8 protein-coding genes and 1 pseudogene are annotated in these 16,488 nt (G+C 30.0%); 6 read left to right on the plus strand and 3 right to left on the minus strand.

Annotation, left to right across the window (positions count from 1 at the left end; genetic code table 11):
* Positions 1-7: 7 nt before the first annotated feature.
* Both BGO27_06815 and BGO27_06820 read left to right on the plus strand, forming a co-directional pair.
* The gene (locus tag BGO27_06815; GenBank protein ID OJV15131.1) at positions 8-727 is read left to right on the plus strand and encodes a hypothetical protein; all 720 of its coding nucleotides are present in this window, start codon (positions 8-10) and stop codon (positions 725-727) included.
* Positions 728-808: 81 nt separating this feature from the next.
* A complete protein-coding gene (locus BGO27_06820) occupies positions 809-2,770 on the plus strand; it encodes a hypothetical protein (protein ID OJV15132.1) in 1,962 nt (653 codons plus the stop codon).
* 37 nt (positions 2,771-2,807) lie between these two features.
* Here BGO27_06820 and BGO27_06825 read toward each other — a convergent pair whose 3' ends face one another.
* Positions 2,808-3,440, minus strand: a complete 633-nt coding sequence (locus BGO27_06825) for a hypothetical protein (GenBank protein ID OJV15133.1) — start codon at positions 3,438-3,440, stop codon at positions 2,808-2,810.
* A 31-nt stretch (positions 3,441-3,471) separates the two neighbouring features.
* Between BGO27_06825 and BGO27_06830 the strand changes: the two genes are divergently transcribed.
* Positions 3,472-4,074 (plus strand): threonylcarbamoyl-AMP synthase, encoded by a 603-nt coding sequence (locus tag BGO27_06830; protein ID OJV15134.1) that lies wholly within the window; start codon positions 3,472-3,474, stop codon positions 4,072-4,074.
* Between the two features lie 57 nt (positions 4,075-4,131).
* On the plus strand, positions 4,132-9,264 hold the full coding sequence (locus BGO27_06835; protein OJV15135.1) for a hypothetical protein: 5,133 nt from the start codon (positions 4,132-4,134) through the stop codon (positions 9,262-9,264).
* Between the two features lie 251 nt (positions 9,265-9,515).
* Here BGO27_06835 and BGO27_06840 read toward each other — a convergent pair whose 3' ends face one another.
* The gene (locus BGO27_06840) at positions 9,516-10,127 is read right to left on the minus strand and encodes a hypothetical protein (GenBank protein OJV15136.1); all 612 of its coding nucleotides are present in this window, start codon (positions 10,125-10,127) and stop codon (positions 9,516-9,518) included.
* A gap of 170 nt (positions 10,128-10,297) precedes the next feature.
* Here BGO27_06840 and BGO27_06845 point away from each other — a divergent pair, with 170 nt between their 5' ends.
* Positions 10,298-11,500, plus strand: coding sequence for a hypothetical protein (locus BGO27_06845; protein ID OJV15137.1), 1,203 nt, complete (start codon positions 10,298-10,300; stop codon positions 11,498-11,500).
* A gap of 52 nt (positions 11,501-11,552) precedes the next feature.
* On the opposite strand, the gene BGO27_06850 is transcribed toward BGO27_06845, so the two are convergent.
* Positions 11,553-13,631 (minus strand): hypothetical protein, encoded by a 2,079-nt coding sequence (locus BGO27_06850; GenBank protein OJV15138.1) that lies wholly within the window; start codon positions 13,629-13,631, stop codon positions 11,553-11,555.
* A 232-nt stretch (positions 13,632-13,863) separates the two neighbouring features.
* On the opposite strand from BGO27_06850, the pseudogene BGO27_06855 reads away from it, so the two are divergent.
* Positions 13,864-16,488, plus strand: a pseudogene (locus tag BGO27_06855) (hypothetical protein).

The following is a 16,488-nucleotide window of genomic DNA, read 5'->3' on the forward strand; positions in this document are numbered from 1 at the left end:
TATTGTTATGCAAAAGATTAGTGAAGCGATGATTTTATGTGCGGGTCTTGGAACTCGTATGCGCCCGCTAACCGACAATCTTCCGAAGCCTTTAATTCCAGTTCTTAATAAACCTATCCTAGATTATTTAATTGAGTCTTTAACTAATTATGGCGTAACTAAAATAGTTATCAATAAACACTATTTTCCAGAGCAAATTGAGGAAAGAGTAAATATATACAAAAATAAATATCCCAATACAAATTTTATTACAATATTTGAGCCTGAGCTTTTAGACAGTGGTGGGGGTGTTAAGAACGCATCTAAACATTTTCTAGGCAGTAGTATTTTTGTAATAAATGGTGATATTATTTTTTTGAATGATAAAGCAGAAACTTTAAGCTTAATGAATGAGGCGTATAACAACGAAGATTGTTTAATGGCAGCGCAGCTTCCTGAAAATGCTATTGGTTATGATGGCAAAGGTGATTTTGTTTTAGAAGATGGCAAAATAGTGCGGTTTGCACATAAAACTAATCCTAATTCTAAACCATATATTTTTCCGGGAATTCAAATTATTAAGCTAGATGCCTTAAATCGCATTAATGAATCCATATTCTCATTAAGAGAGCTATACTATACTAATTTTACTACACAAGCTACAGTACTGCCCAATAAGTGGCTACATATTGGTACTCCACAAAACCTTAAAGATGCTGAAAAATACTTATCCTCTTTATTGCAATAAATATTTATTTATTGCAAAATCACTTTATATAAGCTACTTACCATTTATTAATAAAATTTATTAAATCACGTAGGTTGTAAAATGAAAAATTTTTTCAATATTAATTATAATGATGGTCCAAAAACTTTAGGTTTTGATGAATATGAGAATTTTAGCAATTATTTAATAGCAAATAATAACTTTCCTGTAACATTAGAAAAAACTATTGCGCTGAAACTTGATTTTTCAAAAAGACAAGCTTTACAAGCGGTTAGTAATATTAACTGTTTACCTAACATAAATGTATTAAGTTTAAATAAAGTATATGTCGACTTAAAAGATTTAGCCCCAAATATTGAAGCTATTGAAATGGTTAGTACTCAATTAGTATCGGGAAATGATACCGCTATACATTCCAAATTAAGATGTATGCGCATTATATCTCCTACCAGAAATTTTAAGATAGAAATATTAGAAAATTTCCCTAATCTAGAGCTGCTTCAGTTGCCTGCTGTTCTATTATCAAAATTTAAGGCGCCCTTACCAAATATTAAAAAAATTGAAGTTGATTCTTCTATATATGTAGAATCCATTCCGGAAATTAAAAACTTATTTCCCAATTTAGAAAGTTTTGTAATTAATTTGAATGGAAATATGGAGAATAATTCAAATATTTACAGGTATATGGAAAATATACATGCTATTTTTAAAAATTTGCCAAATACAGTTCAAAATATATGCATATTTAATAATAGTAACGTTAGTTTTTGCATTGATGTTTCTCATCTTTCTAATATCAGTATAAGTTATAGAAGTGTATTGGCACCGTTTAATCCTGAAGTATTATTTTTGCCTGATGAGGTTAATGCGTTGATTTTAGATTATAACGGTTTGATAAAAAATGCTTTGCCCACTAAGTCTAAGGTAAAAAATTTTAGCGTTCCTTACGATGCATGCTTGGACTACAATATAATAACAAAAAATATTGAAGTTGATCAATTTATTTGGATAATTAAAAATTTAGCCAGCTCCGTAACAAACCTTAATATCCCTAATGTTAATAAAATCATTGCAAAATTTATGTTTAATCATAGCCAAGCTATAGAAAGGGTATTTACTATTCCTGATTTTGCCCCAGAAATTAAACAGAAACTTAGTATTGTAATTGATTTTAAAAAGAGCAATCAGGTTGATTCTATTAGGATAGGCTCGCATTTATATAATCCCTTTGCATCAAGCCTAATTCCAATATATTTTGCTAATGTATTTGCAGAAGGTATAGAGCGCATTACTTTCGATGATAATCATAGATATATGAATATAATAAACTTGGATTTTTTACAAAATGTAAGTGTCAAAAATCTTGATTTTTCAAACTGCAAAGATATGGCTTTATATCCTGAAATCCCCGAAACTGTAAAGAACGTGTATTATCCGCCCGTTAATGAAATTAAATATAATGAATTGATCGCAGCAAGTCATTCATTTGGGGCGCAACTCTATATTATTGAAAATGAACAAAAGTTTTTAGTTAAAAGATCAATTTTTAGTATAGAAATTCTCGCTCTGGGCGTAGATACTGCGTATATATTAAAGCGTCCTGTTGATACTAATTCATTTAAATATACTTTCCCTAATTTAAAAACTTTAAGGTTTGAAAGAGTGAGTAATTTTAATAATTTACAGCTTTTGAGCTTACCCGCTGATGTAGATACTTTAGAGCTAACTGGTTGTGATCTATCTAATGGATTAAATTTAAAAGATACTAAGTTTACTACTGTAAAAATTATAGACTGTATTTTAGGCAATTCTCTTATTTTACCAAATTATATGAGTAACTTCAGTCTATATCATGATAATAATTTGCATTTAGCAGATATTAAAGAGCAAAACCCCCATATAAACTGGTTTTTCTTAAATTTTGATGAAAAACGCATGCAACTGGATACAGATTTAGATGAAAATATGGGTATTGAAAGCTGGAGCGCAATCGAAAGTTTTTGTGAAAAATTATCAGAAAGAGTAGATGATAAATCTTTTTGGAGCACACCTAATTTCATGTGATTGCAAAAAAGCCAGGGGGTTAATTACCCCCTAAACCTTATGCATCCTCAAATACTTTTGTAACTTCATTAACCAAACTTTTAATTTCGCTCGCTGCCTGAGAGTTTGGCTCAACTTCTGTAACAGTCTTACCATCTTTAATAAAGTTAGTAAATGCCACGCGATTACCAATTGTAGTGCTAGTAATATTGTTTATTTCTGCAAATAGTTCTTTAGCTGTGCGGGAATTAGCCGAAACTCTGTTTGGTACTATTAAATAAGGTATTTCCTCTTTTACGCACAAGTTTACAGTAGCTTCCAATGCCCATAGATCCATCTGGCTTGGCTGAGTCGGAAGAATTACCAAGTCCGCAGCCTTTATTGTTGCCTTGCTGTCTGCTTCTGCGTGAGGAGGGCTGTCAATGATAATAAAATCATGCTTACGTTTAAGCATGGAAATTTCACCACCTGCACGCCAGCCAACTGTTTTAATTAGTTTAATGCCTGTAAAATCATTACCGAATTTTTCTGCCCTTCGTTCATACCATCTGGTAAATGATCCTTGCGGATCAATATCGATTACCGCGACTTTGTTACCTTGTTGATAAAGCCCTACGGCTAAGTGTATAGCAAGTGTTGTTTTACCTGACCCACCTTTTTGTTGCGCAATAGTTATAACTTTGCTATTCATACCTAAACCCCATAATTATTGAGAATAACCCATGGTTGAAATTATTGCAGAAAAAAGCGAACTTGCAATAGAAAAGCTTATAGCAGCATTAGATAGTGGAAAAGCAGTATCATTTCCTACTGAAACTGTTTACGCTTTAGCTTGTGATGCATATCAGGAAAGTGCTGTTGAAGAGATATATAAAATAAAAGGGCGTGACCCCTCAAAGCCTTTATCTATAATAGTAGATAGCCTTGATTTTTTACGTGATATACTTGATATCACTCCTGAAATTGAAGAAATGGCTTCTAAATACATGCCAGGTGCGCTTACTATAGTTGCGAAAGTTAAGGCAGATTCGTTGCTTGCAAAAAACATCAATAATGGTGCAGGAACTATTGGGTTTAGAATTCCCGATCATGAATTTTGCCTTAAATTACTCAAAAAGTTGAGGAGACCTTTAGTTGCAACCAGCGTAAATTTTTCAGGTGAGGTATCTTTAACAAATGCTAAAGATATATCTGATCAATTTAGCGATAAACTTGCGCTAATTATCGATGGTGGTGAGTCAAAAATGGGCATTCCTTCAACTGTAGTGGATATGTCGAAAAATCAGAAGGTTATTCTGCGTCAAGGTATACTACAAATAGATTGACTAATGGTAAACTTTCCTTTAGTAACCTAATTAAAATTCATATTATGGTAGGGAATTATGAAGGAGCTATTAGGTTATAGTCAGAAGAAAAATAAGCTTGTAATACAAAATCCTAAATTTTATGAAGCATCGCAACAATACTTAGAAGACCTTAAAAGTTTATTAGCAGATAAAGACATTAAAGAAATTGATGTTAAATGGGGTGAAAATATTGACATTTTTAATGTTTTAACTTTCGTAAACCTTGCGCTAGAGCTGAATATAGTTGATAAAGCTATATTCAAGGGTGATAATGTTTCTACAAACGCTAAGCTAGTTAATAGACTTTGTACTCAAAAAAAAAGCCTTAGTTTTATTGGCTTTAATGTGGTTGAAAATCCTTCAAATAAAGAGTTGGGTCTTTTTAGTAGCTATGATATTTTTAATTTAAATGCTATTAAAAGTTCAATATTACTGCGCCAATATTTAAGCCAGGCTACCTGGATAAAAAGTGTTAAATTTTATGCTGTACCAATAGAAGCGCAAATTATACTTGAGGAATTTGCAGAAAAAATATCTGCTGATACTGTTAATAGTTTTAGCTTTAAATATGAGGATAATAAATTTGGAGGACATGTAGTATTAGATAGAAGTTACGATAGATTCATAAGGCTTTTAAGTTATATGAATGAGCATAATATACCTATTGATTTTGCAGAAAATTTTGTAATTCAAATTCCATATAAAATTGAAGGCATAAAAACAGGTTCACCAAAAACTTATCTTAAAAACCAGCCTAAAAAGAAAATTGAAAAAGATGCAGAGATAGTAACAGCAGAAGATGTTTTAAACATTGAAGCTGATAAAATTCTGAAAATTCAGGAACTAGTTCCACATTTAAAATTATCTATAAAATTTTTATATCAATTTGCTTATGAGCATCAAGAGCTAAGAGCCAAAATATATAAAGAAAAAGGTATTAAAATAGCTCAAATTCATACCACTTTACATGAAATTAATAAAGTAGATTTTTGTGGATATTTTACAAGTCATTATGGTGAGAATGTTATAGATTTTAAAAACATTAATCCTACAAAAACGGTCAGTGAAGTAATTATGCTATCTGAAAAATATGATACAGTTACTTTGCATTATAATGAATCACAAGAGCTTTTCAATATATTAAAGCAAAATGAATTGCCAGATGATAATAATGGGCTTCTAAATCTTTCAGGTTTAAATTGCACAAAACTATTTGAAAATGGTAATGAACGTTTTATAAAACAACTATTTGAAATAAAAGGCGTTAAAAAAATCATTTTCAACTGGCCTACATACAGCAATTCCAAAAATCCAAATGTTGAAGTAGTTAATTTTGCTCATGTTTTAAAGCTTGTAAATATTGCTTTTGAACTTGATCGGCTTGATGCAATACATGTTTATCCTGACTATTCAGACCATGTAGTTGGAAAAATTATTGCTTCATTGTTGTTGATTATTACTAAATCTCGTACAAGTTTGTCGCCAGTCATTTTGTCTTTAACTGATTTGAATTTTGATGAAACTTATAAAGATATTTCACTGAAAAACAGTCATGCGCGGTTCTTTTTAGAATTTGACCCTTTAAATAAAAATGACGATAATACAATTAAGGAGCTAATTACATTTCTTGATAATAATGAAAATATTAAAGAGCTAATAACTGGTGCATCCTTTAACCTAAAATTATGGAAACATAGAGATAAAATTCCTGATTTTTTCAAAAAATTACAAGAGTTGGATATTAAGTTTGAAAATGAACAGATTAGTATTAATTCAGTAATATCTGATAATAGATTGAAGGAAATCATTGATAGCTTTAGATTTATTAAAGAAAACGAATACGAACTTCCATCCAGTAGCATTGCTAATTTAACATTGCAATCAATAAATTTTATTGAAGAAAAGTCGAAGGAAAATGTAGTAAAATCTGATAAAGATCAAGATCCAAGGTTAGTACGTAATAGAGTTTTAAATGCTAAAAATAATACAAAAAATTACGCTAAGGCTATTGAGCAAGAGATTGAAATTATTGAAAATATTAAAACACATTTGCCGCAGCCTGTTTTTAATATAAGTTTTGTTGGTGATTATGATCATAAAGTTATGCAGCAACGTCTTGAAATGTATAAGAAAAAAGGCATAAAAATTAATATTAACGAAATTAGAAATTCAACATCTGAGCAACAGAAAGAACTAGCTGATATTTATGATATTACAACTTTTGAACCCAGAGAAGAAAAGGAAATGTTGACTAAAAGTAAAAAAATAGTTAATATCCAGCAAAATGATAACAATGGTTTAAATATGTTAAGTCAAGATACTACAGTCAACAATACTAATCAGCAAGAAAAGCCTAAATTAAGAAATTTACGCTTGGATAGGGTTAAAGTAGGTAAAAATACTACATCTTTAGAGATTTCTTTAAGGAGCAAGGACTCAGCAGCTGAAAAATCCGATATTGATCTATTAAAAGAAAAATTTGCTAAATATAAAGAATTAAAAATTTTAAAAGTGATTGATTCAGGGATTGAGATTGAAGCTTTAAAAGATATTATTGCTAATGCTGCAAATATTGAAGAAATCCATGTTAAAGTCGCTCGTGATGATAAAGGTAATATAGTTGGGCTTGAGGATTTATTAAGTAAGCATAAGAATATCAAGACATTAGTATTAGGCGGAACTGCTTTAAATAAAAAAGATATTGAAAATATAGTTAGTAATAATCCAAATATTTCTAATATTAAATTTATGCAGCCAACATTAGTTGAGCTATATGAAATTAGCAAGTGGCATAAAGAACATAATAACTTAACGATTAAGATTGCTGATGTTCAGGAAATGACGGCACAACAAGTTCTTGATACAATATACAGATCATTCCGTAATTTAAAGGAAGAGCATGTTAAATATTTTGATATTATAGAATTTGATAATAAAAAGAATCTTGTTATAAAGTTAGATGATCTTTTGGCAGCTTATAGCAGTATTTCTGAAATTGAAAATATATTAAAAGGTTTTGCTGAGCCAAAAAAAATAATGGCAAATGCGTCATGGGCAGATGATATATTGATCAGAAATGGTAATACAATTGTTCCTTTATACGATTCTATTATGATTGAAAAGCCTTTGGTTAAAGGTGTTACCAGAATGGTTCCCATAGGTATACATAATAAAATTAATTACATGGCAAAATTAGTAGAACTTATTACTAAGGAAAATGACCATTATTCTATCAGTTTAGCATCGCTTCTGAAAAAAGCCTCTAAGCCAAATGTATTGCGAGATGCATTTGTGGAATTGCTTGAGTCATATTTAGAAGTTAGAAAGTATATGCCAGATATTATAATTAAAGATGATGTTTCTAATAAAGATCTATTAGATCATGCAGCTAATATTAGAAATAACTATGAAATGTTTTCGAGATTTGTTACAAAAGTTAATAAAATTAACTTGCTTGATGTTATTAAAAATAATTCTAAACTTGCCCTTTTATACCACATTGTAGGACTTAATTTAGAGCCTGATCTTGAGCGAGATGAAAATGGTAATATAATAAATGATCAAGATATTAGTCTAGTATATGAAAATAATGTACTCGTTAATTTTTGTGATAGAACTTCAGAAGGAAAAATAGAACCTTATAAAGAAGTATATGATAATTTTGTGAGGGAATTGAATAATAATTCCCAGTTACTAATCAATTTTTGTCATTATTTGCATCAAACTTCTACACAATGTGCTAATAAAAGCAAGTTAACATTAGTAATGACTCAAAATTTAAATTTAAGATCATTAATGTTTATATATTCTGTGTCTAAATCTAAGAAAAATATAAATTTAATTACTTCAGGTAGGTGTAAGAATATCATTGGAAAATGGGATAATAGTGAATTAAATAAAAAACCAAAAATTATACAACTTGATAGTATTGATGCAGCAAACAATTTTATAAATGATTTAAATGAAATCAAAAATCAAGCTGACAAGTTCACAAAATTTACTGTTAATTTATATTTTAATTCTTATATGACTGATAATTCAGTAGGGAATGAAGAAAAAATACAAAATTTAGCGGAAATCACTAAGAAATTAAGTGAGTTTGGTTTTGTTAAAAAGATTAGACCTGTTGATTATAGAAATACAGCTGATTTAGATTTCCTTGGTAAATTAGATGCTAAAATTGAAGAGTTAAAAGTAGATCCTAAAAAATACAAATCTTCTAAGCAAATAAGAGAAAATTTAGAAAAATTAGAGAAAGAAAGATTAGAGCAAGCTAAAAAAATTATAGAAGAAAAAGAATCAAGAAAAGAAACGCCACTTTCCCCAAGGCAAAGTGCAATTAAAGCAGGTAGAAAAGCTAAGAAGGGAGTTCTTTCTCAAGAATCTGACTCTTCAAAAAACAGTGGTAATTCTAGTACCAGCAACAATACTTTTGTGAATAATGAAACAAATGATGAAGTTGATACTGGTTCAGTTGTAATAAATCCATCTCAAGCTCCTTCAGAATTTAATACATTTGTACCTAAGCCATCTCCGGTTCCTTCTGCTACAGCAAGTCTGAATGCTTCTGCTGCTCCAAGCACAGCTAGTAGCCTTGATACTAAGACAATGAAAGTTAAAGAAACAATGAGTATTGATTTGGGGGATTTATCTAAAAAGTCTCAGGAAAGTACTACTGTTTCTACAGTTCCTGCTTCAGCTCCAACATCACCTACTGTTAAGGCAGCAAAAAATCCATGGCAAGGGGCTATAGATAACAATACATCCCAAAAGGCAAAGGAAAAAGCTGATCCTTCAAAAACTAACAAGGATAAACCTGCCGAGCCTGAAAAACCAAACTCGCCACAGCAGCCTCATAAAGCTCCAAAAAGCCACAAGCTGTCATTTGGTAGAGTTATTTTATATACTGTAGCATATGTAGTAATTACAGCTGCTGTATTTGGTAATACAACTTATTCAAAAGCTGCTAAAGCTGCTCTTTCTGCGTTAGGTGGTGCGATATTTAACTTGTTTGCGAATAACACAATTATTAAAAGTGATGTTAAATACGCTGCTAATAAATCAAGATTTAAGCAAGCTGCCTTCTATAAGCATAACTTATTACCTGAATTATGGAGAGAAGCTGTAATCAATAATGATGCAGCTAAAAATAAAGGTAAGAATATATAATAGTTTTGACGAGATGCTAAACATCTCGCAGTAATTAATTGAAGGTTTTCATAGCAAATTGTTGTTGTCATTCCGAGAGGCTTTCATAGCCTCGTGGGAATCCATTTTAAATTTAAGAATCATGTGGATTGCTTCGAGTTAGCCCTCTCGCAATGACATACGGCAAATTCATAACAGTAACTTTGTACTTCTTCAGTTCTTATAGATATGCAAAGTCTCGTGGGAAATCCATCAACAAAATTTATCAAACATTACTTTGGTCTTGCCAAATTATACAAATTATCCGCTGTTAAATATTCGTTATAGCCAAGGCGTGCAACAAGTTGCATATCTTTTGTTATTACTTTTCCATCTTTAATAAACTTATCGTCAATATGAACTCCAACAATAGATCCAATTATCATTGTGCAAAAATCACCGTCTTTATTTGGCGGTAATTCGCTTGTACTATATAAAACACATTCAAGGCTAACAGGTGATCCAGTTATACGTGGCGGCTCTACAATATTACTTGCATCAATCATTAGATTCGCAGCTGTTACCTCACTTAAGCCATAGTCTAAAACAGCTGAGGTTTCCAACATTTGTTCCTTGAGATGAACAGGTACTAAATTAACCGTAAACTCTTTATTAACCATAATATTGTGCAGGGTATCTTTTTCATGAGTTCCATTTTTACGGGAAATAGAGACCATTATCATTGCTGGATCTTCGCTAATTAAGTTAAAAAAGCTAAAAGGCGCTAAATTTATCTCATGATTATCAGATATGGTTGTAATCCATGCTATAGGGCGTGGTGCAATACAAGCTTTTAGCGGAGAGTATTTAAGATTGTGGTTCTGCTTAGATGGTTCATAGAACATAAATTACCATTTTTTATTATTTTTACTAAAAATATAAAATAATTTCAACCTTAAATATTGTTTTAACTTTATAGTCATGGTTGTGTAATAACGAGTCAAATCAATTCATGGTTCTTGCTAATATGTTAAATTTTGTGTAATAATTAAAATATTAACTAATGGAGGAAAAGATGAGAAGTAAAAACCCACTGGATGGATTATTGAAGCATGTACCGAAAGCTATCGAAGCCCAAAAAAAGATAAATAAGGATATTTCGGAAATACAACCTGCTGACTTAAATAAAATTCATGATGGTAGTAGTATATTACATGAAGCTGTTTCTGGTAATGCTAATCATCTTATAAAGCCTTTGGTTTCTAAAGGGGCAAATGTTAATATTCGTGGCAATAATGGAGAAACGCCGCTACATGCTGCTGTTAAATCAGGAAACACTAGTGGTGCTAAAAAGCTTTTAAAGCAAGGTGCAGATTTTAATATTGCTAATGATAGGAATCAAACGCCGATACAACTTGCGGAATCAATTGGTAATAGCGACCTCATAGATCTATTTAAAAATGCTGAGAAAAACTTTAAAAATGATCCATTCACAAGTACTTTCAGATTGGTAAGTGGGTTAGGCAAGGGCGTTGAAACTCTAATGAGTCATGTAAATCCAGAAGCTACAAAAGGTATAGAAAACCAAATAGAATCTAATGTTGGGAATATATCAAATGTCTTTGGCGCTGTAACAAAAGATATCGAAAATGTTGTCGAGAAGGTAACAGGTGATTTTACTAAATCTATAAGTAATATTGCTCAAACCTTTGATGAAATTTTGCACGCTACCGAAGCAACTGGAAATAAAATTGTAAATGACGTTTTTGGTAAAATTAAAACAGAAGTAGACAAAGTTAATACCGATATTTTAGGTAACATATCTCAAACTCTAAAAGATGAAGCTGAAAAAATTGGTAAGCAATTGTTAAATGAGGCTATAGCCGAGGCTAATAAAGTAAAAGATCAGGTTAAGGGTGATATTAAGAAAAAGATTATAGAATTTTTGATGCTTGATAGATTTGCAGAATTCGGTATAAGTATTGTTAGAAGAGGCGGTTTTACAGTTCTTGCCAATTTAGGTTTAAACCTGCTATCACCATTTGTTGGTAACGTTTTCTCAGGTAATATGGCTCGCTATGGCTCTGCTGCTGTTATCGGCATGATGGGGGGGTATTTTCTGGAGAGCCATAATATTAGGTTTAAAGATAAATCTTTGGATTCTTTGAACTATATAGTTGGTGGTTACGGAAGCCGTGACATTGAAGATTATAATTTTAAAAAGAAATTTGTAGATTTTGCCTGCGGCACAAGGTGTTTCAGAGGAATATCTAAGTAAATAATAAGGAAATGGCTATTATCACATAACCATTTCCTTTTTTATAATACTATTAAGGTTTCGGTATATTTTGCTCGGGGATCGGGTTTGCCTTCCTTCTGCGAAGGTCATCACGCCAACTTGAGCTTTCGGCTTTCGTTTTTTTAGGTGGTGAAGATTTTGAGTCAAATTCAATTGTAGTGGTCTTTTTATCAAGACTATCATCATGCGTAGAGTTTTTAACATTTTTATACTCTTCGCTGGATGAAAGTTGAATAAATTCCCAATAAACTGTAGCAATATCGATCATCCCCGAGATCGGATTATCCACGTGAACTGCTCCATCAATTACAGCCATATATTCAATCATAGCAACTGTATTATGGCACATTGTTGCGATAACATCGAAAGGCATGCCTACAATACTTCCAACTTTTTCAATAGTATCAGCCAAATGATCAAACTTAAAATATCTGCAAATTTTACCAAGAAGTCCTGTAACGGCGCTTACTGCAAAATCAGGAGCTTTTATTAAGTAGTATAATAGATTGCGAACATAAAAAAGAGGTCCATAAGCATGATTTTTAACATACTCCATATTTCTCTGATATTTAGGATTGAATCTATTGTTTTCAATGGTTGTGAAATCTTGTTTTTCATAGCCAGTACCATTATCAAAATAAGGGTTTTTCCTAACATAAAACTCGTAAGGATTTGATTTTTTAGTAAAGAATGACCCTTTAAAGAACTTTCTAACATCTTTTATTGCTGATTTTAAAGCCCCTTTTTCAGTCACCTTGTTTATATCATGGTTATATTTTGATACAGCATACTTTAATGTAAGGATTTTTTCCTGTAAAACCAGCATTTGGCGCTCAGAAAGCTTTGTAATATCTTCATTAGGTTTAGGATCTTTTTTATCCTCATCTTTCTTTATAGCAAGGAGTGCTTCAGGTAATATTTTGTTAAGGTTTTTTGCGCCAAAAAGATGAGAGTATTCGGCAAATCTTTTAAGTAAAACTTTATTATTTTGTAGGCTGTCATCTCTACTTTGCAGAAATACTAAAACAACTTCCTTTAATGCTTTAATGGCGTTGGCTTTGTCTGTTCTGCTTAATTTTGACCACTCCTTTTTATGGGCGGGCATTTGTGCCAAATTTTTCTTATAAAGATTATATTCTGGTGAAATATCTACATTTACCGTACGTTTTTTATTATGTTTGTCTGTAAAAGTATAATCATAATGAGAATTATTTGCTATGTCTGCTGTTTTTTGTGTCCTGCGGTTATCTCTCATGTGTGGATTAATTTCATTAACTTTATCCATCATGGTCTTTATTGCTTTATCTCTGTCAGGATGATTTGGATGAATCGCATCAAACAAATATTCAACTGTATAGCGATCCAGGCAGAAAAAGTAAGGATAATCTAGTATTGGTAAGTTAGTATCGTTAAGTGGGCGATTATTTACAACATGATCAAACGCGTTTGCAATAACATCAAGTTGCTGATTATAAAGATAATCATCAGCCTGTGGGTCTCTCTGATTTGCAGGCATACCTTCAGGTCTATTAATATTATCAAGATAAAATCTTGCTAAATTTAAACGATGTTGTCTTAAAGGCGGAATAGCGTTATATGCATTTGTAATTGTAGTTTTTTGGTCGGCAGTGAGCTGATTTTTATTTATCAAATAATCGCAAATTACGCCCACAAGCTCAGGGCTTACGCTAAATATTGTATGATTAATATCAAAATTAGGATTCTGAGCAGGGTTAAGAATTTTATCAAAATAATGCTGTTTGACGCCATTTGCAAACTGATCAATTTGTTGGGTTTCATTCCCTAAGTCCTGCCCATTGTTTAAATTAGTAAAGCTTGATTTATAATATTCCTGTCCTTCTTCTATATACTTAATGGCATCTATTATAAAGCCGACATTGGTTACATTGTCAGGATTTACCTGATTAGGAGCCTGAGGACCTAATGGAGGTCTTTTTTTCTGCAGCGATAAAATTCCCTGCTTTTTACTACCCGCACCAGAGTGTTTTAAAAAATCTACTATAGCTCTTTGTAATGTTTTAGCAGTTTTAAAATCGTATTGAACAGTATGATCTTGTGATAAATGCTTAAATATTCCAGTTTTACTCATAATGCCACTCATGGTTAATTTTATATTAATTATAGCACATAAATGAATAAATTTGAAGAGAAACTACTTGTATTGAACTTTTAAATGTAAATTAAATTGACAATTATTAAAAAATAGTTAATATAGCGCTAAAAGTATTTAATATAAATTAATAATGCGCATAAAGTAGATTATTTGTTAATTTTCAATTATTTAGTTTAATAGAATCATTTACAAAATATAAAGGCTTAAAATGTACAGTGAAATTTTAAAGTTAGTTAAAGAATTTGCAATCAAAAGAAGTGAAAATGGCAAAAACAAAGGTGTCCGTGCTTTTCAAAAGCAATTATTTAACTTGGTTGATGGCAAAGAGTTTTCGGATATAATGTTTGCGTTTTATCGCATTTTTAAAGATCAGGATTTAGAAACATGCCAAGCTTTATATGCATTACTTCCTTCTAAAATCAATGCTACAGATAAATTAAATCGTATAAATTCAAACAGTATCAATTTAGAGAAAAATTCCATTATAGATACAATACTAAAAAGGTTCATAATTAAATCTGATGTAAAGAATTTTAATAAGTTGTTTGAGATATTTGATATTAATAAGGCTATAGAAATATATACACAAAGATTTAATAATATTTCATGGGTTGGAAATCTAAATATTTCCTCAGAATTATGTGAAGCGTTTCAAGATAAATATTTATTATATATTAAATCCAATGCCAATTTAAATGATGAAAAATCGAAAGATAAAGCAATAAAGAGCTATGATATAATTATTCGATTTAATAAATTTAGTAACATAAAAACTTATGTAACAAGATTATATTTAGAATATGGCTATAAAAATAACATATATAATTTCTTTGTTACTAAAAATTTGGAAAAATTAAAATATTTAGTTAAGCAAAATGATGTTCAATTAATGGAGTTGTTAATAGATTTTTATGGTTCAGATAATACTGCTAATTATTTAATTCCAAAACTGACTAATGATACCTCTCTTTGGGATGCGTTAATGAATGGTGTGCAAAGTGCTCAACCAAGATTTAATAGTTATGCTTCAATGATCAAATTACTATATTTAAACCTTCCGGCTAATGAGATTAATTATAATTTTAGCGAAGAAATATTTAAAATAAATTACCGACATTATTTGAAATGTGGTGATTGGGTTGCAGCCGAATATGTACTAGACCTTTATGAGAAAAGAAATACTCTTATGATAAAATCAAAAGAGTATTATAATGGTTTTTATTATTCTTTGATGAATATTTTAATGAAAGAAATTAGTGATGATAATTGCTTAGTATATTTTCAAATATTTTCAAATCCAGATCTAAATTTACGCAACAAAATTGCTTTTGATAATATTTTAAGTAAACTATATTTTGATAATGAATTAACATTTAAAATATATTATCCTAATCATCGTCCATATGCATATCTTGAGTTGCTTTTAAAAAATGCTAAGGAACTAAAGGGTTTAAATTGTTCTCAAGTAAAGAATTTTATTGCATATAATCCCCAAAATTTTGTAAAAGAGTGTTATATACAAAATGAATTAGCACTATCTTTAATTTTATTAAATAATCTGGAGATTCTAGAATATGTATTTAATATGTTCGATGATAAACAAAAAGTTGTATTTCTAGAAAATTTTTGCTCAGTTATAAAAGATACAAAAAAATTAAGTTCTAATTTAAAATTTGTGATTTTAACTAATAGAAATATTTTTAATTTTTTTGATATTCATATAAAAAACTATTTAAATATTGAAAACCCAATTAATAAGAGTCTTAATGAAAGGATTTTTTTATCATTTTCAGATCCACAGAAACTATTAGTACTTAAACATTTACCAACCAATATAATTGAAGAATTTGTAAATAGTGAGAAATGCGCTGACTTCTTTAATTGTGTATTTATTTATAAGTCACGTTTAAATAATTATTTAAATTATCAAGATTTTAATGATTCTATATTAAGTCGTTTAAACGATGAAGATAGACAAAAAGCTTTGCAAACATTGCTTAAAGAAATTTTAGATTATCCACACACTAATGATAATTTAAAAAAATCATTCCACATATTAGTTAGCCAAATACAAGATAAAAATCTTATCTTAGATCTTTTTTTAGAAACAACTAATTTGGATTATAATATAAATTTAAAGGTTAATAAGCTTCAAAAACATATTTACCATATATATAATAATGGGAGCGCATATTTTATTATTACATTATTAAAAGATGAAATTTTAAAATTAAAGGAAAGCGGTCAATATGATCTTGATAAAATTAATATAATTTTAGAAACTATTCAAGGTTCCATCATATTGAATAGAGCTAATATTATATATGCAAATTTGAATCATGATACTAAATTAATATTGTCTAAAGTATTTTTATATGAAAAATATAATGTAATATCTAGTGTAAATTCAAATCTTTTGCCACCAATTGTTACTGTTAATGGTATATACTTTAAGGAAGATATAATTAAATTTATCTCTAATTTTTCAAATACATTAAAAATAGCATATTCTAATGATTGGATTCTATCTGAAAACCACCTACCAAATTATATAAGAATAATAATTGATTATACTTTAGCGCTTGCAACAAAACAATCTGAGCAAATTACACCTAATTGGGATGGTATGCCAAGTGAGATTAGGGCAAAAATTACCAGGTATTTAGGTTTTGATTATGACGACATGTTGGCGTTAAGGCAAAGGGCAAAAGCCAAAGTAATAAACCATAGAGCAGCGCTTGAATCTGAACAATGCAAAGAACCAGCAAATCACAAGCGCAAGCGGGATGATTCGGACAATGAAAATCCGCCAAAAAAAATAGCAAAAACGATA

This window comes from Alphaproteobacteria bacterium 33-17 (genome assembly GCA_001897445.1).
GTDB lineage: Bacteria > Pseudomonadota > Alphaproteobacteria > Rickettsiales > 33-17 > 33-17.

Coding starts and splice junctions, on each gene's coding strand:
- BGO27_06815 (OJV15131.1), top strand. CDS start 8: ATGCAAAAGATTAGTGAAGCGATGATTTTATGTGCGGGTCTTGGAACT.
- BGO27_06845 (OJV15137.1), top strand. CDS start 10,298: ATGAGAAGTAAAAACCCACTGGATGGATTATTGAAGCATGTACCGAAA.
- BGO27_06840 (OJV15136.1), bottom strand. CDS start 10,127: ATGTTCTATGAACCATCTAAGCAGAACCACAATCTTAAATACTCTCCG.
- BGO27_06835 (OJV15135.1), top strand. CDS start 4,132: ATGAAGGAGCTATTAGGTTATAGTCAGAAGAAAAATAAGCTTGTAATA.
- BGO27_06820 (OJV15132.1), top strand. CDS start 809: ATGAAAAATTTTTTCAATATTAATTATAATGATGGTCCAAAAACTTTA.
- BGO27_06850 (OJV15138.1), bottom strand. CDS start 13,631: ATGAGTAAAACTGGAATATTTAAGCATTTATCACAAGATCATACTGTT.
- BGO27_06825 (OJV15133.1), bottom strand. CDS start 3,440: ATGAATAGCAAAGTTATAACTATTGCGCAACAAAAAGGTGGGTCAGGT.
- BGO27_06830 (OJV15134.1), top strand. CDS start 3,472: ATGGTTGAAATTATTGCAGAAAAAAGCGAACTTGCAATAGAAAAGCTT.